The sequence below is a fragment of the Bacillus rhizoplanae genome (assembly GCF_917563915.1).
Taxonomy (GTDB): domain Bacteria; phylum Bacillota; class Bacilli; order Bacillales; family Bacillaceae_G; genus Bacillus_A; species Bacillus_A rhizoplanae.
In genome coordinates, this window is sequence record NZ_CAKJTI010000027.1 from 1 (window position 1) to 17324 (window position 17324).

Consider the following 17324-nt stretch of genomic DNA (forward strand, 5'->3'; position numbering starts at 1 on the left):
AGAGGTCACACCCGTTCCCATACCGAACACGGAAGTTAAGCTCTCTAGCGCCGATGGTAGTTGGGACCTTGTCCCTGTGAGAGTAGGACGTTGCCAGGCAAACGAAAGACGAGTCATTGGACTCGTCTTTTTATTTTTACTCCGCTATTCTCGGGTAGTAAGATTTGCTCTTAAGAAATAGATGAGGTGTCGCTTATAAGGGCAGGTTGATTCAACTATTTCTCAGACAGACACTTTGCCTAGAAATGATTCATACACTAAAAGTGTTAAAGGACGTATATATTTTTAAAAAGTGTTAACGCTTATAAATGTATTGTTTCATTTCGTATAGAGGGGAGGAAGGGTCTAATTATCGCTTGTCTAGTTTTATATAATGATGGTTAGATAGACTACGATAAATAGGCGAATATATGGGGTACGTTACAACAAAAGAAGAGACTTGTATTGTGTGTGAAGATAAGAAGGATAGTGGAATTCATTTGTATACGAGTTTCATATGTGAATCATGTGAGCGAGAAATGATAGAAACAAGTACAAATGATCCGAAGTATATGTTTTATTTACAGCAATTGAGAAAGATACAAGTATCGCGTTAGAAAATAGGCATATTTGCCTATTATTTTTTTTGTACAAATCTCGGTATAATGTAGAGAGAATGAATAATAAGGAAGAGTGAGTATGGATCAAAGAAAAATGCCCTTATATGAAGCATTAAAGACTTTTGTAAGTAAGAAGCCAGTATCCTTTCATGTTCCAGGTCATAAAAATGGAGCGAATTTTCCACATGAAGCACAGGAGTATTTTCATGATATACTTTCTATTGATGTAACAGAGCTTACTGGGCTTGATGATCTTCATAGTCCATTTGAATGTATAGAAGAAGCACAGCAATTATTAGCAGAGTTATATGAAGTACAAAAAAGTTATTTTTTAATTAATGGTTCAACCGTTGGAAATTTAGCTATGCTGTTAGCATGCTGTAATGAATATGATACTGTTCTTGTACAAAGAAATGCTCATAAATCTATTATGAATGGTCTTAAATTAGCTGGGGCACGTCCTGTCTTTCTAGCGCCATGGATTGATGAAGAATATGGTGTACCGGTGGGTGTTCCTTATGAAGTGATTGAAGCTGCAATTCAAAAATATCCGCAAGCGAAAGCTCTTATTTTAACGCATCCAAATTATTATGGTATGGGCGTAGATTTAGAAAAGAGCGTTGCATTAGCACATGCACATCGTATTCCTGTTTTAGTAGATGAGGCACATGGAGCACATTTTTGTGTTGGAGAACCTTTTCCAAAATCGGCACTTGCATATGGAGCCGATATCGTTGTTCACTCGGCACATAAAACATTACCAGCAATGACAATGGGCTCATACTTACATGTAAATAGCGCTCTCGTTGATGAAGAAAAAGTTTCTTCGTATTTAAATATATTGCAATCTAGTAGTCCGTCTTATCCGATAATGACTTCATTAGATATAGCCCGTTTTGCCTTAGCGAAGATAAAAGAAGAAGGTTGTAAGGAGATTTCTACATTTACTCAGCAAATGCGTAAAGCGTTAAATCGTATTCCACAATTTGCTGTTTTAGACTATCCAATACAAGATTCATTAAAAGTAACAGTGCAAACACGCTGTAAGCTCTCAGGATATGAATTACAACGTGTATTTGAAGAGATCGGTATGTATGTTGAAATGGCAGATCCATATAATGTTTTACTTATTTTACCGCTCCAAGTAAATGAAGATTATATAAAAGTAATCGATAAGCTACAAGGTGCACTATGCTCATACGATGTAGAAGATAGTAAGCCGCGTATTCGTTATCCTTATAAAGAAAGTTTATCTTCTTTATCATTTACATATAAGGAGTTGGAGAAGTATAAGAAAAAAATTGTACCATTAGAAGAGGCATTAGGCATGATTGCGGCCGATATGATTATACCGTATCCACCAGGAATCCCGTTGCTCATGTATGGAGAGGAAATTACGTTAGAGCATATAAATCAAATTTCTTATTTAGAAGAGACTGGTGCACGTTTTCAAGGAAATACAAAAAATATTACTGTATATGATATATAGAGAAAGAGGTTTTTATAGATGAAGGGATTGTTTGTAACAATTGAAGGACCAGAAGGATCAGGAAAATCTACACTAATTACAAAATTATTGCCATACTTTGAGAAGAAGGAACAAAAAGTAGTGGCAACACGAGAACCAGGTGGTATTAAGATTTCAGAAGAAATTCGTACAATTTTACATAAAAAAGAGCATACAATGATGGAAGCACGTACAGAAGCGTTGCTATATGCTGCAGCACGGAGACAACATCTAGTAGAAAAAGTCATGCCAGCTTTAGAAGATAATTGTATTGTAATATGCGATCGTTTTATTGATAGCTCTCTTGCTTACCAAGGATATGCAAGGGGCCTTGGCGTTGATAAGGTATTTGAAATTAATCGTTTTGCGACAGAAGATTGCATGCCTGATATTACCATTTATTTAGATATTGAGCCAGAGGTTGGACTAGCACGCATTAGAAAAGATGGTAATAGGGAAGTGAATCGCTTAGATTTAGAAAGCATGGAATTTCATAAACGGGTTCGTGAAGGATATTTACAATTAGTAGATCGATTTGCAGATCGTATCGTCGTTGTAAATGCAGATCAACCAATGGACGCTGTTATAAAAGAAGTTACTCAGCTTATTGAACAAAAGTTGTTATAATAGAAGAAAGCATAAAAAGTGAGGTATGAAACATGATGAAGACGTGGGAACAACTGTCTCTTATACAACCCATTGTTGTAAAAATGTTAATGAATAGTATTGCAAAAGAGCGTATATCCCACGCTTATTTGTTAGAAGGGCCAAAAGGAACAGGAAAGCTTGAAACAGCTATGCAAATGGCGAAAAGTTTTCTTTGTTTGCAGCGAAATGGAGTAGAACCTTGTCATACATGTACGAATTGCCGACGTATTAATTCGGGTAATCACCCAAACGTATATACGGTTACACCAGATGGACTATCAATTAAGAAACAGCAAATTCACGAATTACAAGAAGAGTTTTCTAAAACCGGTCTTGAAGCAACTAAAAAAATATATATTATTGAGCATGCAGATAAGATGACGACAAACGCTGCGAATACATTGCTTAAATTTTTAGAAGAACCGAGCAGTGATACAACAGCTATTTTATTAACGGAGCAAAGTCATCAAATTTTAAGTACCATTTTATCACGATGTCAAATTGTTACATTTCGCTCTCTTCCAAAAGATGCTCTGGTAAATCGGTTACAAAGGGAGGAAGTAAGTGTTTCTTTAGGGAATCTTGCGGCTGAACTTACAAATAGTTTTGATGAGGCGTTATCGCTTTGCGGTGATGAATGGTTTGCACAAGCACGAACTTTAGTGATAAAATTATGTGAAGCCCTAGAGAAAGATACCACGTCTCTTTTTTTTGTACAGGAGAAGTGGGTGAAGCATTTTGGAGAGAAAGAACAATTACAGTTAGGATTAGATATGTTGCTCCTTATTTATAAGGATTTATTATATGTTCAATTGGGAGAAGAAGATCGTCTAGTTTTTCAAGACCAAAAAGGTTTATTCCAATCTTTTTCCTATTCTCAAAAGCGCATTGTATCGGCTCTTTTCAATATATTAGAAGCAAAAAATAGAATCAACGCTAATGTAAATGCGCAGCTTGTGTTCGAACAGTTAGTGTTGCGGTTGCAGGAGGGATGACCGTTTGTATGATGTAGTAGGTGTTCGTTTTAAGAAGGCCGGAAAAGTGTATTACTTTGATCCAAATCAATTTGATATCTCAGAAAATGAATTTGCGATCGTGGAAACAGTACGGGGAATCGAATATGGGAAAGTTGTCATCACGAAGAAACAAGTCGATGAAAATGATGTTGTACTCCCATTAAAGAAAGTCATTCGTATTGCAGATGAAAATGATCGTACAATTGTTGAGGAAAATAAACGTGCAGCAAAAGAAGCATATCAAGTTTGTCAGCAAAAAGTAATCGAGCATGATCTTGATATGAAACTTGTTGACGTGGAATATACATTTGATCGCAATAAGGTTATTTTTTATTTTACGGCGGACGGTCGTATTGATTTTCGTGAGCTTGTAAAAGACTTAGCGGCTATTTTTCGGACAAGAATCGAGTTAAGGCAGATTGGTGTTCGTGATGAAGCAAAAATGCTTGGCGGTATTGGTCCATGCGGCCGAATGCTTTGCTGTTCTACTTTTTTAGGGGATTTTGAACCTGTATCCATTAAAATGGCAAAAGATCAAAATTTATCATTAAATCCTGCGAAAATCTCTGGATTATGTGGTCGACTGATGTGTTGTTTAAAGTATGAAAATGATGAATATGAAGCAGCAAAAGAGCAGCTTCCAGATTTAGATGAAAAAATACAAACACCGCATGGTCTTGGTCGTGTAATCGGATTAAATATTTTAGAAAGATTAATTCAAGTGGAATTAGTAGACAAGGAACGGATAGTAGAATATACGTTAGATGAATTAATAAATAAAGGGGTCGTTTCGAGTCAAACCACAGATTAATGAGGTGGGTGCTTGTGGAGAAAAAAGATATTTTTGCAGCGGTTTCCAGTATGGAAGAGCAAATTGGATATCTCTATAAACAGTTGGGAGAGTTAAAGCAGCATCTCGCAGAGCTACTTGAAGAAAACCAACATATTAAAATGGAAAATGAAAATTTGCGAAAGCGTTTTGAAGAAATTCAGAATAAGCAGAAACAAAAGTCGAATAAACGAAAAGAGATAAAGCCTAAGATAGATATCGGTGAAGGATATGACAATTTGGCACGTCTGTATCAAGAGGGTTTTCATATTTGCAATTTGCATTATGGAAGTGTACGTAAAGAAGGGGATTGTTTATTCTGTTTATCATTTTTAAATAAAAAATAAAATTACCTTTCCAATAAATTGGAAAGGTAATTTTTTGTACGTATAACCAAAATATAAGTAAAACAGATTAGACTATTATGAACATAGCATAGATTGTCTTAACGTCTGTTAAAATAAGCTTGAATGATAAGGAAGGAAAGAAATATATGCAGTTGTATGGAGATGAACGTTTAGATTATTTACTATCAAAAGATATGAAAATTATTCAAAGTCCGTCAGTATTTAATTTTTCATTAGATGCAGTATTATTAGCAAACTTTGTGTGGATGCCAATTCAGAAAGGGAATATATTAGATTTGTGCACAGGAAATGCAGTGATTCCTCTTTTATTAAGTTCCCGTACGAAAGGGAAGATTACAGGGGTTGAAATACAAGAGCGTATTTACAACATGGGTGTTAGAAGTGTTCAATATAATGATTTAGAAGAGAGAATACAGCTTATTCATGGTGATTTAAAGCATATGCCGGAGCAAATAGGGCGGCATCAGTTTGATGTTGTTACATGCAATCCACCATACTTTCAAACACCAAAACCTTCTGAACAAAATTTTAACGAGCATTTAGCGATTGCTCGTCACGAAATTATGTGTACGTTAGAAGACGTTGTATGTGTTAGCAGCCAACTTGTTAAGCAAGGGGGAAAAGTGGCTTTTGTACATCGTCCTGGTCGTTTACTTGATATTGTAACGCTTATGAGAAAATATAAGATTGAACCAAAACGCCTCCAATTTGTATATCCAAAAGTAGGTAAAGAAGCCAATACGTTATTAATTGAAGGTATTAAAGATGGGAATGCTGATTTGAAAATTTTGCCACCTCTTTTTGTATATGAAGATAATAACGAATATACGAAAGAAATGAACACGATTTTATATGGAGCAGAATAAGCATTATTTTTATGTTGTTGAATGTGCTGATGGGAGCTACTATGCGGGATATACAAACCATTTAGAGAAGCGAATTAAAGCTCATAATAGCGGAAAAGGAGCACGCTATACAAGAGCAAGGCGTCCTGTTAGGTTAAAATACTTTGAAACTTATGAAGACAAAAGGACTGCAATGCAGGCAGAATATCGTTTTAAGCAGTTAAAACGGAAACAAAAAGATGAGTATATACAAAAAGGAGACTATTATGTGGCAGCAAAAAAGCTTTCAAATGAATGAAAGAGGAACATTATATTTAGTTCCAACTCCAATTGGAAATTTAGAAGATATGACATTTCGTGCAATTCGTATATTAAAAGAAGCGGACTTTATTGCAGCAGAAGATACAAGGCAAACGAGAAAACTATGTAATTATTTTGAAATTGAAACACCGGTAATGAGTTATCATGAACATAATAAAGAAGTGAGCGGTCGAAAAATTTTAGATATGTTAGAACAAGGAAAAACGGTAGCACTTGTCAGTGATGCAGGTATGCCATGTATTTCGGATCCTGGTTATGACATCGTTGTACAAGCAGTAGAGCGGCAGTATTCAGTTGTGCCTCTTCCTGGTCCAAATGCTGCGCTTACAGCATTAATTGCCTCTGGATTAGAGACAAAGCACTTTTATTTCTATGGATTTTTACAGAGACATAAAAAAGAGCGTAAAGCAGAATTAGAGAAGTTACGTTATATTCCAAATACAATGATGTTTTATGAAGCGCCACATCGATTAGGAGAAACATTAATTTCTATGAAAGATGTGTTAGGGAATAGAAATGTTGTATTGTGTCGTGAGCTTACGAAGAAATTTGAAGAATTTATTCGTGGTTCCTTAGAGGAAGTCATTCATTGGGCAAAGGAAAATGAAGTACGCGGAGAGTTTTGTGTTCTAGTAGAAGGCTCTACGGAAGAAGCGGCAGATGAAGAAGTGTGGTGGGAAACGTTAACTGTTGAGGGACATGTTGAATACTACATAGAGGAGAAAGGTCTTTCGTCTAAAGAAGCAATTAAAATAGTTGCAAAAGATCGAAATATGTCGAAGCGAGATGTATATCAAGCATACCATGTTTAAAAAATAAAGCTTCTCTATTAGAGAAGCTTTATTTTGCTGCTGCGATGAAATGTTGTAATTCTTTTAAGATTTGCTCTGCGCCTTCTGGGCTTAAAATGATTTTACCTTCAGCTAATGAAAGGTTACTATCAGAAACTTCACCAGTTACTTGGCAAGTCATGTTTGGCTTATATTTTTTCAAGATAATTTTCTCATCATCAACGTAGATTTCAAGAGCATCCTTTTCTGCAATACCTAGTGTGCGGCGTAATTCAATTGGAATTACAACGCGGCCTAATTCATCAACTTTACGAACGATACCAGTAGATTTCATATTTGTTTCTCCTCCTCATATTTTGCAAGTTTGTACATCTATTTGAATTCGTCATTTTTCGACAAAATACCCTATGCACATATGATACCAATCATTGACATTTCCGTCAATTCTTTAATTGTAAAATTTATAAAAGTTTTGTAGATTTTCGCATCTACTTATTATATATACTAAAAAATAATAGATGTATAGAGAGATTTATTTTATTATCTTGATTTTATTGATAATTCCGAAGTGTTAAAATGTATATTTTTTCTTAATATGAGTAATAGATGATAAAGATATAGAGCATTCACTCGTCTTTATACGTAAGTTTTTGATATACTGTTTATAAATACATATGAGGTCATTTGGGAGGTTCAAAACAATGACAGAGGAAAATAAGACCTTTTACATTACAACTCCGATTTATTATCCAAGTGGAAAACTTCACATTGGACATGCTTATACGACGGTAGCGGGAGATGCGATGGCACGCTATAAACGTATGCAAGGATATGATGTCTACTATTTAACAGGCACTGATGAACATGGACAAAAGATTCAAAAGAAAGCAGAAGAATTAAATGTTACACCACAAGCGTATGTTGATAACATTGTAGCAGGAATTAAAGAATTGTGGAATAAAATGGATATTTCTTATGATGATTTTATCCGTACAACAGAAGATCGTCATAAAGAAGTTGTAGAAAAAATCTTTAAGCAACTTGTTGATCAAGGTGATATTTATCTTGATGAATATGAAGGTTGGTATTCTGTACAAGATGAAACATTCTATACAGAGCATCAACTTGTTGACCCATTGATGGAAAATGGAAAAGTAATTGGTGGAAAGAGCCCAGATAGTGGTCATCCAGTAGAACTTGTTCGTGAAGAATCATATTTCTTTAGAATGGGGAAATATGTAGATCGACTATTAAAGTTCTATGAAGATAATCCACACTTCATTCAACCAGAATCACGCAAAAATGAAATGATTAATAATTTTATTAAACCAGGATTAGAAGATTTAGCTGTTTCTCGTACTTCCTTTGACTGGGGTGTTCGTGTGCCGGGTAATCCGAAGCATGTTATTTACGTGTGGGTAGATGCCTTATCTAACTATATTACGGCATTAGGTTACGGAACAGCGAATGAAGAAAAGTATAAAAAATATTGGCCAGCAGATGTTCATTTAGTAGGAAAAGAAATTGTTCGTTTCCATACAATTTATTGGCCAATTATTTTAATGGCTCTTGATTTACCACTTCCGAAAAAAGTATTTGCACATGGTTGGATTTTAATGAAAGACGGAAAAATGAGTAAATCAAAAGGAAATGTAGTAGATCCTGTCACATTAATTAATCGTTACGGTCTAGATGCACTTCGTTACTACCTACTTCGTGAAGTACCATTTGGATCAGATGGCGTATTTACACCAGAGGGATTTGTTGAGCGTATTAACTTCGATCTTGCGAATGATTTAGGAAATTTATTAAATCGTACAGTAGCAATGATTGATAAATATTTTGGAGGAGAAATTCCAGCCTACAAAGCAAATGTAACAGAATTTGATGAAGCTTTAGTAACATTTGCAAAAGATACATTGCAAAAAGTAGAAGCTTCAATGGAAAACATGGAGTTTTCGGTAGCGCTAAGCACAATTTGGCAATTTGTTAGCCGTACAAATAAATATATAGATGAAACACAACCTTGGGTATTAGCAAAAAATGAAAGTGATCGTGAGAAACTCGCTTCTGTTATGGCGCATCTTGCAGAAGCACTTCGTCAAACAGCAATTATGTTAATGCCATTCTTAACGGAAACACCAGGAAAAATCTTTGAACAAATTGGGATTACAGATGAAGAATATAAAACTTGGAACAGCCTTTCTACAGTTGGTTGCATTCCAACTGGCACAAAAGTTGCGAAAGGGCAGCCTGTATTCCCACGTTTAGAAGTAGAAGTAGAAGTGGAATATATTAAAGAACAAATGAAAGGTTCTGCTCCAAAAGTAGAAGAAAAGAAAGAAGCGGAGCCAGAGGCAGAAGAAATTACAATTGACGATTTCTTTAAAGTAGATCTACGTGTAGCAGAAGTGTTAGATGCAGAACCTGTGAAAAAAGCGGACAAGCTGTTAAAGATACAACTTGATTTAGGCACAGAAAAACGACAAGTTGTATCTGGAATTGCTAAATTTTATTCTCCAGAAGAATTAAAAGGGAAAAAGGTCATTTGTGTTACAAACTTAAAACCGGTAAAACTACGTGGTGAATTATCACAAGGTATGATTTTGGCAGGCGAAGAAAACGGAAAATTATCGTTAGCAACAGTCGATCAAAACTTACCAAATGGTACAAAAATTAAGTAATAACGACAAAATGAGAGATGTTTCACGTGTAACATTCGTGAAGCATCTTTTTTCTTGTCGAAAATCTTTCTAAAATTTCCTTTTTTGTATCAAAATTGTAATATGGTTGTTATTACGTTGTTAGGAAAGTAATTTTTACCTATGATAGAATTTATTTCAAATAAAAGGAGTTATTGTTATGTTGTTTGATACACATTCACATTTAAATGCAGAGCAATTTGAAGAGGATTTACAGGAAGTAATTACAAGAATGAAAGAAGCTGGTGTTTCTTATACAGTTGTAGTTGGTTTTGATGAAGTGACAATCAAAAAGGCAATCGAATTAGCAGAAACGTATGACTTTATTTATGCAGCTGTTGGTTGGCATCCTGTTGATGCAATTGATATGACAGAAGAGCACCTAAAATGGTTAGAAGAGTTAGCAAATCATCCAAAAGTTGTTGCACTTGGTGAAATGGGTTTAGATTATCACTGGGACAAATCTCCGGAAGATGTGCAAAAGGAAGTATTTCGTAAACAGATTAGACTAGCGAGAAAGGTAAAATTACCAATCATCATACATAATCGCGACGCAACGCAAGACATCGTAGATATTTTAAAAGAAGAAAACGCATCTGAAGTAGGAGGAATTATGCATTGTTTTAGCGGTAGTGTTGAAGTTGCAAAACAGTGTATTGATATGAATTTCCTTATTTCATTAGGCGGGCCAGTAACTTTTAAAAATGCAAAGAAACCAAAAGAAGTTGCGATGGAAATTTCAATGGAACAACTTTTAATCGAAACAGATTGTCCGTATTTAACTCCTCATCCGTTTCGTGGAAAACGAAATGAACCGAGCTACGTAAAGCTTGTTGCGGAGGAAATTGCAAAATTAAAAGGATTATCTTATGAAGAAGTAGCGGTAAAAACAACAGAAAATGCAAAAAGACTATTCGGCATTCAATAATGAGAAGTAGAGGAGGAATTCCTCCTCTTACTTTTTCTTTCTTCCTTCACCTATGTTTATCTTCGGATGAGTAATACTACTTGAAATAGTAGGAGAATGAGATTCAGTAATTCTGATCTAGACAGGGACAAAGGGGGCACTTTATTGTGATTGTAAATGCAAGGAACTTATTATCCAGGTTAGAAGCGAGCAAAAAATTAGCAGTGAAATTTACGAGTGCATTAATCATTTCAGGATCTGTTGGGACCGTAGCTTATGCAGGGACAACGGATAAAATAGTTATTGAAGTGGATGGAAAGAAACAAGAAATTTATACGCATGCAAATACTGTAAGCGAGTTGTTACAAGACGAAGGGATTCAAGTAACAGAAAAAGATCATATATATCCAGCACTTTCTACAAAAATTAAGGGTGAAATGAAGGTAATTGTAGAAAAAGCAAGACCATTTATGATTATGGTCGATGGGAAAGAGAAACAAGCACAATCAACAGCAAAGACAGTAAAAGATTTGTTAGTAGAAGAACATATTGAAATTAATGAACATGATAAAATATATCCTAGTTTGCATACAGATTTAGAGGGTACGAAAAAAGTCATGATTCAAAAAGCGTTCCCGGTTACGTTAACTGTTAGCGATCAAGAGCAGCAAGTATGGTCAACTTCGACTACTGTCGCTGACTTTTTGAAAGAACGACAAGTGTCACTAAGTGAAATAGATAAAGTGGAACCCGCTTTGCAGGAAGTGATGCAGCAAAATATGAAGGTCAAGGTAACTCGAGTAGAAAAAGTCAGCGATGCAGTGGAAGAACCAATTCCCTTTACGGAAGTAAGACAAGAAGATTCTTCACTCTTAACGGGAGCTGAAAAAGTAATTCAAGAAGGAATAGAGGGAAAAAAGAAGAAAATATTTGAAGTTGTAAAAGAGGATGGAAATGAAGTCTCAAGAAACTTGCAGAAAGAAGAAGTGGTGCAAGAAGTGAAAAATCGTATTGTAGCTGTTGGTACAAAAAAAGAAGAAGAGCATACTTCAGATGGTGAAGAAGGTGTAGCTGTCAAAGAATTTTATGTACAAGCAACAGCATATTCTCCGTACTGTGGGGGCTGCGAGGGTGTAAGTGCAGGAGGCTATAATTATATGGCAAATCCCGATATGAAATTAATTGCAGTGGATCCGAGGGTTATTCCGCTCGGAACAAGGGTATGGGTAGAAGGATACGGATATGCAGTTGCTGGTGATACGGGCGGAGCGATTAAAGGAAATCGTATCGATGTTCTTATGCCAACGGAATCACAAGCATATTCTTGGGGAAGAAAACAGGTGAAAATTAAAGTGTTACAATAATATTGTAAGCAGAGGGATTTTTTCTCCTCTGCTTTTTAAATTGTATTAATAGGAAAATAATAATGGAAAAGTAGGCGTTTTTTTGTTTTACTAATTAGAGATGTGAAATGAGTGTGGAGGAAGTTATGAAGATTAAAGAAATAATTGTTGTAGAAGGTAAGGATGATACGGTTGCCGTTAAGCGTGCAGTAGATGCAGATACAATTGAAACGAACGGTTCAGCAATTGGAGATCATGTTATTGAACAGGTGAAATTGGCGCAGCAAACACGAGGTGTGATTATTTTTACAGATCCCGATTACCCAGGAGAGCGTATTCGTAAAATTATTTCTGAGAAAGTACCAGGGTGTAAACACGCCTTTTTACCGAAAGAAGAAGCATTAGCGAAGCGGAAGAAGGGTGTGGGAATTGAGCATGCTTCTAATGAATCTATTCGACGCGCTTTAGAAAATTTACACGGGGAGATGGAAGCATACACGAGCGAAATTGATTGGATTGACTTAGTAGAAGCAGGACTCGTTGGCGGAGAAAAAGCAAAAAGTCGCAGAGAACGAATGGGTAAGCTATTAAAGATCGGTTATACAAATGCAAAACAGTTACATAAACGTTTGCAAATGTTCCAAATTTCAAAGCAGGATTTTGCAAAAGCGTATGAGCAAGTATTACAGGAGGAAAAGAAATGAAAGATATCGCAACACCAAATCGTACGAAAGATATTGTTGAAAAGTATGGATTTTCATTTAAAAAGAGTTTAGGGCAAAACTTTTTAATTGATACAAATGTGCTAAATCGTATTGTGGATCACGCGGAAATTGGATCTGAGAGTGGGGCAATTGAGATTGGGCCTGGTATTGGAGCGTTAACAGAGCAATTGGCAAAACGTGCTAAGAAAGTTGTAGCGTTTGAAATTGATCAACGTCTTTTACCTATTTTGGAAGAGACATTAGCGCCTTATAATAACGTAACGGTAATCAATAAGGACATTTTAAAAGCTGATGTAAATGCAGTATTTCAAGAGCGTTTTGAAGAAGGCCAAGATGTAATGGTAGTAGCAAACTTGCCATACTATGTGACAACACCAATTTTATTTAAGTTATTAGAAGAACAATTACCAGTGCGTGGTTTTGTGGTCATGATGCAAAAAGAAGTAGCTGATCGTTTAGCAGCTCGTCCAGGAACAAAGGATTATGGTTCATTATCAATTGCCATTCAATATTATACAGAACCTGAAACAGTGATGACGGTTCCGCGTACAGTATTTGTACCACAGCCAAATGTAGATTCAGCAGTTATTCGTTTATTAAGACGTCCAAAGCCACTTGTAGAGGTAAAGGATGAAGCATTCTTCTTTGAGGTGGTGAGAGCTAGCTTTGCACAGCGACGTAAAACATTAATGAATAACTTATCTAATAACTTAAATGGTTTTCCAAAGGATAAAATATTACTTGAGCGTATATTAGCAGAAGTTGAAATTGATCCGAAACGAAGAGGAGAAACATTATCAATTGAAGAGTTTGCAAAGCTAAGTAACGCTTTATTTTCATATAAAATGTAAAAGGTAGCTCGTTCTGAGCTGCCTTTTTTGTCACCCTTTTTTCTATAAGTTCATAGGCTACAAAAGAACGTAGTGAGTTATATGTCCCTACGGGTTTGGAGGTAGAAGAATGGCTGTACACGTTGGAGATTTAGTGGAGAGAAAGTCTTATCAGCGCGACCTTCTTTTTCGAGTAACAGAAATAAAAGATACGATAGCAATTTTATTTGGGGAAGAATTTCGGCTCGTAGCAGATGCACCAATAGAAGATTTAGTTCTTGTTGATCAACGGGATTATACGAAAAGGGTAAAGCAGGAACGAGAAACAATGGAAAAGACATATCGTTTATTTCAGCAAGATTACGTATTAATGAGGCAACGTCATGAATATCAATCAACAGGTGGTTATACAAATGAAGTAAATTACTTTCAAATGCCAGGCAAAGTGCTTCACCTTGATGGGGATCCTTTATATTTAAGAAAATGTTTAGATTTATATACGAAAATCGGTGTGCCAGTACAGGGTATTCATTGTAAGGAAACAGAGATGCACGAGAAGGTTCTAGATTTAATTGAACAGGTTCGTCCTGATATCTTAGTGATTACTGGGCATGATGCCTATACAAAGTCAAAAGGGGAAATGGGAGATTTAGCAGCTTATCGTCATTCTAAGCACTTTGTACAGGCTGTACGTACAGTACGAAAGAAGTACCCCTCATTAGATCATCCTGTTATTTTTGCTGGGGCGTGTCAATCGCACTTTGAAGCTCTTATTCGAGCCGGGGCCAATTTTGCAAGTTCGCCGTCTCGTATTAATATTCATGCGTTAGATCCGGTATATGTTGTAGCAAAAGTGAGCTTTACTTCTTTTATGGAACGGGTCAATGTATGGGATGTCATACGCAATACAGTAACTGGTGAGAAGGGGCTTGGCGGAATTGAAACGAAAGGGATTTTGCGAACAGGATTGCCTTTTCAATATTATGACGAGTGAGCAAGGTAAGCATTTGCCTTGCTTTTCATATGCTTACTTTTGGAAATTTGGATAAAAAAGTATAAGAACGTACAGACTATACATATATGATTTATATTTTTATACTTTCCATCCCAATTACAGCGAGGTGTAGCACGATATGTCGAAACGTTTAGACGAAATCAAAAGTGCACTGGACCATCATCTTGGTCAGAGGCTTATGCTAAAAGCGAATAGTGGACGAAGAAAAACGACAGAACGATCTGGTGTGTTAGCAGAAACATACCGTTCTGTTTTTGTAGTTCAACTTGACCAACAAGAAGATACATTTCAGCGTGTTTCTTACAGTTATGCAGACGTATTAACAGAAACGGTTGAGCTTACGTTTTATGATGCACAAGATAATGAAGTCATGTTAGGGGAACAATCTGTTTAAAAATGGTCTTTGTTTGATTACATATATTTTCCGGAATTGAAGAAAGTGGTAGTGTCACATACTAAATGTACCGTAGCTATAAAGGGGGGCTTGCATTGAGTAGACGAAGAGGAGTCATGTCAAATCAATTTAAAGAAGAGCTTGCGAAAGAGCTTGGATTTTATGATGTTGTGCAAAAAGAAGGATGGGGCGGAATTCGTGCGAAAGATGCTGGTAACATGGTCAAGCGTGCAATTGAAATTGCAGAGCAGCAATTGATGAAACAAAACCAGTAACGGTAAGATACTTCTATGCTACGGTGGCCGAGGAGATGCTCCTCGGCTTTTTGCACGCGAAAAAGTGGTATAAGTAGTTTCATTCTTGATGCTTTTCGTTATAATTAGGGAAGTGTCATCGTTCTACTATAAATTTATGGTAAAATAAACGATAAAAGATTGAGTACATAGAGTAGGTGAATAGATTGAAGCTACTAGTTAAAGCACCAGCAAAAATTAATTTGTCGTTAGATGTACTAGGAAAAAGGCCGGACGGTTATCATGAAGTTAAAATGATTATGACAACAATTGATTTAGCAGATCGATTAGAACTAACAGATTTATCTGAAGACCGGATTGAAATCGTATCTCATAATCGTTATGTCCCAGACGACCAAAGAAATTTAGCTTATCAAGCGGCAAAGCTGTTAAAGGAACGCTTTCAAGTAACAAGAGGAGTATCCATTGCAATTGAAAAAACAATTCCAGTTGCAGCGGGACTAGCAGGTGGAAGCAGCGATGCGGCTGCAGCATTACGAGGTTTGAATAAATTATGGAATCTTGGACTTACAATTGATGAACTTGCAGAATTAGGTGCCGAAATTGGATCAGATGTATCATTTTGTGTATATGGTGGAACTGCGATTGCGACAGGCCGTGGAGAGAAAATTGAACATATTAAGACACCACCTTCTTTCTGGGTTATTTTAGCAAAGCCACATATTGGTGTATCAACAGCGGATGTATATGGAAATTTACGATTAGATCGTGTAACGCACCCAAATGTAGATCGTATGGTGGAAGTGATTCAAAATGGTGACTACGAAGGAATTTGTCGTACAGTTGGTAATGTGTTAGAAGATGTAACATTTTCAATGCATCCTGAAGTTGCGCATATTAAAGCACAGATGAAACGTTTTGGTGCAGATGCAGTTTTAATGAGTGGTAGTGGGCCAACAGTTTTTGGTCTAGTTCGTCATGATTCACGCATGCACCGTATTTATAACGGATTAAAAGGATTTTGTGATCAAGTATATGCAGTACGTTTATTAGGGGAGCGAGAAAGTCTTGAATAAAGACGTATAATAAGTTATGATTTGTTTAAAATATTCGTAATTTGAGGTGAGAGCGTGAAAATCAGACGAAGTACAAGGTTGGTCGATATGACTTATTATTTGCTTCAAAACCCTCGTCAGTTAGTTTCTCTCACTTTTTTTGCTGAACGGTATCAATCTGCTAAATCTTCTATTAGTGAAGATTTAGTCATTATTAAACAAACGTTTGAACAACAAGGAGTCGGCACATTACAAACGGTACCAGGTGCAGCAGGAGGAGTGAAATATATTCCATATATAAGCCAGGAGGAAGCGACGCAAATTATTAATGAGCTTTGCAAATTATTTGAGAATCCTGATCGTATTCTTCCAGGCGGTTATTTATATATGACGGACCTTTTAAGTAACCCGCGCTACATTAATGGTGCAGGGCGACTCTTTGCTTCTGTATTTGCGAGACAGCCAATTGATGCTGTTATGACAGTTGCAACGAAAGGGATTCCTTTGGCATATGCAGTAGCCAATTATTTAGATGTCCCGGTTGTGATTGCTAGAAAAGATAATAAAGTAACAGAAGGCCCAACAGTAAGTATTAATTATGTATCAGGTTCTTCTAAGCGTATTCAAACGATGACATTAGCAAAGCGCAGCCTTCCAGAAGGTGCAAATGTATTAATCATCGATGATTTTATGAAAGCTGGCGGAACTGTGCAAGGTATGATGAGTATGCTTGAGGAATTTAATGCAAATGTAGTGGGTATTGGTGTTTTAGTGGAATCAAGTGATATTGAGGAAAGACTTGTTGATGACTTTGTTTCGTTAATTCGCTTGTCTGAAGTAGATGTGAAAGAAAAGACGATCCAAGTGGAAAAAGGAAATTACTCTTTAAGTCCGTTTGCTGACGTGATTGTAGAAACTGAGTGAGGTAAAGTGAAACTTTTATCCCGCTATTCGCGGGCAGTAAGACCCCCATCTCAAAATTCAGAGAAAATTGAAGAAGATAGGTGGGGAATAACTGCCCGTAAAAGCCCGATTGGTTCAACTAACCATCAGTGGGGTTTTTAGCCCTCACTGATGAAAAGCTCTTACCAATCGGGTTGCGAATAGCGGATAAACAATCTTCTCAATAAATTGATTTAAAGAAGATGCTATTCGCTAGAGTAGGGAAAAGATAA

General features: G+C 36.2%; 20 protein-coding genes and 1 rRNA gene. 20 read left to right on the forward strand and 1 reads right to left on the reverse strand.

Annotated elements, in window-relative coordinates:
- From rrf to rsmI, 10 genes are all read left to right on the forward strand, one after another.
- Positions 1-99, forward strand: a 5S ribosomal RNA gene (gene rrf, locus LRP84_RS18085); the annotation flags it as partial.
- Positions 100-410: 311 nt separating this feature from the next.
- Positions 411-596 (forward strand): sigma factor G inhibitor Gin, encoded by a 186-nt coding sequence (locus LRP84_RS18090; RefSeq protein WP_230576350.1) that lies wholly within the window; start codon positions 411-413, stop codon positions 594-596.
- 82 nt (positions 597-678) lie between these two features.
- On the forward strand, positions 679-2088 hold the full coding sequence (locus LRP84_RS18095; RefSeq protein ID WP_230576351.1) for an aminotransferase class I/II-fold pyridoxal phosphate-dependent enzyme: 1410 nt from the start codon (positions 679-681) through the stop codon (positions 2086-2088).
- Positions 2089-2106: 18 nt separating this feature from the next.
- A complete protein-coding gene (tmk, locus tag LRP84_RS18100) occupies positions 2107-2733 on the forward strand; it encodes a dTMP kinase (protein WP_230576352.1) in 627 nt (208 codons plus the stop codon).
- A gap of 32 nt (positions 2734-2765) precedes the next feature.
- On the forward strand, positions 2766-3749 hold the full coding sequence (holB, locus tag LRP84_RS18105; protein WP_230576353.1) for a DNA polymerase III subunit delta': 984 nt from the start codon (positions 2766-2768) through the stop codon (positions 3747-3749).
- Between the two features lie 4 nt (positions 3750-3753).
- Positions 3754-4581 carry a PSP1 domain-containing protein gene (locus LRP84_RS18110; RefSeq protein WP_230576354.1) on the forward strand — a complete coding sequence of 276 codons (828 nt, stop codon included), beginning with the start codon at positions 3754-3756 and terminating at the stop codon, positions 4579-4581.
- Between the two features lie 14 nt (positions 4582-4595).
- Positions 4596-4946 carry a DNA replication initiation control protein YabA gene (gene yabA, locus LRP84_RS18115; protein ID WP_230576355.1) on the forward strand — a complete coding sequence of 117 codons (351 nt, stop codon included), beginning with the start codon at positions 4596-4598 and terminating at the stop codon, positions 4944-4946.
- 146 nt (positions 4947-5092) lie between these two features.
- Positions 5093-5833, forward strand: a complete 741-nt coding sequence (locus LRP84_RS18120) for a tRNA1(Val) (adenine(37)-N6)-methyltransferase (protein WP_230576356.1) — start codon at positions 5093-5095, stop codon at positions 5831-5833.
- Positions 5820-6110 carry a GIY-YIG nuclease family protein gene (locus tag LRP84_RS18125; RefSeq protein ID WP_230576357.1) on the forward strand — a complete coding sequence of 97 codons (291 nt, stop codon included), beginning with the start codon at positions 5820-5822 and terminating at the stop codon, positions 6108-6110. The genes LRP84_RS18120 and LRP84_RS18125 overlap by 14 nt, the downstream gene beginning before the upstream one ends.
- Entirely contained in the window at positions 6079-6945 is an 867-nt protein-coding gene (rsmI, locus tag LRP84_RS18130) for a 16S rRNA (cytidine(1402)-2'-O)-methyltransferase (protein ID WP_230576358.1), read from the forward strand. Before LRP84_RS18125 ends, rsmI begins: the two co-directional genes overlap by 32 nt.
- A 28-nt stretch (positions 6946-6973) precedes the next feature.
- Here rsmI and abrB read toward each other — a convergent pair whose 3' ends face one another.
- Positions 6974-7258 (reverse strand): transition state genes transcriptional regulator AbrB, encoded by a 285-nt coding sequence (gene abrB / locus LRP84_RS18135; RefSeq protein ID WP_230576359.1) that lies wholly within the window; start codon positions 7256-7258, stop codon positions 6974-6976.
- A 367-nt stretch (positions 7259-7625) separates the two neighbouring features.
- Between abrB and metG the strand changes: the two genes are divergently transcribed.
- From metG to purR, 10 genes are all read left to right on the forward strand, one after another.
- A complete protein-coding gene (gene metG / locus LRP84_RS18140; RefSeq protein ID WP_230576360.1) occupies positions 7626-9608 on the forward strand; it encodes a methionine--tRNA ligase in 1983 nt (660 codons plus the stop codon).
- 178 nt (positions 9609-9786) lie between these two features.
- A complete protein-coding gene (locus LRP84_RS18145) occupies positions 9787-10554 on the forward strand; it encodes a TatD family hydrolase (protein ID WP_230576361.1) in 768 nt (255 codons plus the stop codon).
- A gap of 146 nt (positions 10555-10700) precedes the next feature.
- Positions 10701-11897 carry a resuscitation-promoting factor gene (locus tag LRP84_RS18150; protein ID WP_230576362.1) on the forward strand — a complete coding sequence of 399 codons (1197 nt, stop codon included), beginning with the start codon at positions 10701-10703 and terminating at the stop codon, positions 11895-11897.
- Between the two features lie 125 nt (positions 11898-12022).
- Positions 12023-12580 carry a ribonuclease M5 gene (gene rnmV / locus LRP84_RS18155; RefSeq protein WP_098305002.1) on the forward strand — a complete coding sequence of 186 codons (558 nt, stop codon included), beginning with the start codon at positions 12023-12025 and terminating at the stop codon, positions 12578-12580.
- On the forward strand, positions 12577-13452 hold the full coding sequence (gene rsmA, locus LRP84_RS18160; protein ID WP_230576363.1) for a 16S rRNA (adenine(1518)-N(6)/adenine(1519)-N(6))-dimethyltransferase RsmA: 876 nt from the start codon (positions 12577-12579) through the stop codon (positions 13450-13452). The genes rnmV and rsmA overlap by 4 nt, the downstream gene beginning before the upstream one ends.
- Before the next feature lie 109 nt (positions 13453-13561).
- Positions 13562-14425, forward strand: a complete 864-nt coding sequence (gene yabG, locus LRP84_RS18165; RefSeq protein WP_230576364.1) for a sporulation peptidase YabG — start codon at positions 13562-13564, stop codon at positions 14423-14425.
- A gap of 139 nt (positions 14426-14564) precedes the next feature.
- Entirely contained in the window at positions 14565-14840 is a 276-nt protein-coding gene (gene veg, locus LRP84_RS18170) for a biofilm formation stimulator Veg (RefSeq protein ID WP_230576365.1), read from the forward strand.
- Between the two features lie 95 nt (positions 14841-14935).
- Positions 14936-15115 (forward strand): acid-soluble spore protein SspF, encoded by a 180-nt coding sequence (sspF, locus tag LRP84_RS18175; RefSeq protein WP_001985066.1) that lies wholly within the window; start codon positions 14936-14938, stop codon positions 15113-15115.
- 185 nt (positions 15116-15300) lie between these two features.
- A complete protein-coding gene (gene ispE / locus LRP84_RS18180; RefSeq protein ID WP_230576366.1) occupies positions 15301-16170 on the forward strand; it encodes a 4-(cytidine 5'-diphospho)-2-C-methyl-D-erythritol kinase in 870 nt (289 codons plus the stop codon).
- A gap of 54 nt (positions 16171-16224) precedes the next feature.
- The gene (purR, locus tag LRP84_RS18185) at positions 16225-17073 is read left to right on the forward strand and encodes a pur operon repressor (RefSeq protein WP_230576367.1); all 849 of its coding nucleotides are present in this window, start codon (positions 16225-16227) and stop codon (positions 17071-17073) included.
- The last annotated feature ends 251 nt before the right edge of the window (positions 17074-17324 follow it).

Excerpts from the sequence above, each read along its gene's own strand:
- LRP84_RS18090 (WP_230576350.1), top strand. The coding sequence starts at position 411 with ATGGGGTACGTTACAACAAAAGAAGAGACTTGTATTGTGTGTGAAGAT.
- LRP84_RS18095 (WP_230576351.1), top strand. The coding sequence starts at position 679 with ATGGATCAAAGAAAAATGCCCTTATATGAAGCATTAAAGACTTTTGTA.
- tmk (WP_230576352.1), top strand. The coding sequence starts at position 2,107 with ATGAAGGGATTGTTTGTAACAATTGAAGGACCAGAAGGATCAGGAAAA.
- holB (WP_230576353.1), top strand. The coding sequence starts at position 2,766 with ATGATGAAGACGTGGGAACAACTGTCTCTTATACAACCCATTGTTGTA.
- LRP84_RS18120 (WP_230576356.1), top strand. The coding sequence starts at position 5,093 with ATGCAGTTGTATGGAGATGAACGTTTAGATTATTTACTATCAAAAGAT.
- LRP84_RS18125 (WP_230576357.1), top strand. The coding sequence starts at position 5,820 with ATGGAGCAGAATAAGCATTATTTTTATGTTGTTGAATGTGCTGATGGG.
- rsmI (WP_230576358.1), top strand. The coding sequence starts at position 6,079 with ATGTGGCAGCAAAAAAGCTTTCAAATGAATGAAAGAGGAACATTATAT.
- abrB (WP_230576359.1), bottom strand. The coding sequence starts at position 7,258 with ATGAAATCTACTGGTATCGTTCGTAAAGTTGATGAATTAGGCCGCGTT.
- metG (WP_230576360.1), top strand. The coding sequence starts at position 7,626 with ATGACAGAGGAAAATAAGACCTTTTACATTACAACTCCGATTTATTAT.
- LRP84_RS18145 (WP_230576361.1), top strand. The coding sequence starts at position 9,787 with ATGTTGTTTGATACACATTCACATTTAAATGCAGAGCAATTTGAAGAG.
- rnmV (WP_098305002.1), top strand. The coding sequence starts at position 12,023 with ATGAAGATTAAAGAAATAATTGTTGTAGAAGGTAAGGATGATACGGTT.
- rsmA (WP_230576363.1), top strand. The coding sequence starts at position 12,577 with ATGAAAGATATCGCAACACCAAATCGTACGAAAGATATTGTTGAAAAG.
- yabG (WP_230576364.1), top strand. The coding sequence starts at position 13,562 with ATGGCTGTACACGTTGGAGATTTAGTGGAGAGAAAGTCTTATCAGCGC.
- veg (WP_230576365.1), top strand. The coding sequence starts at position 14,565 with ATGTCGAAACGTTTAGACGAAATCAAAAGTGCACTGGACCATCATCTT.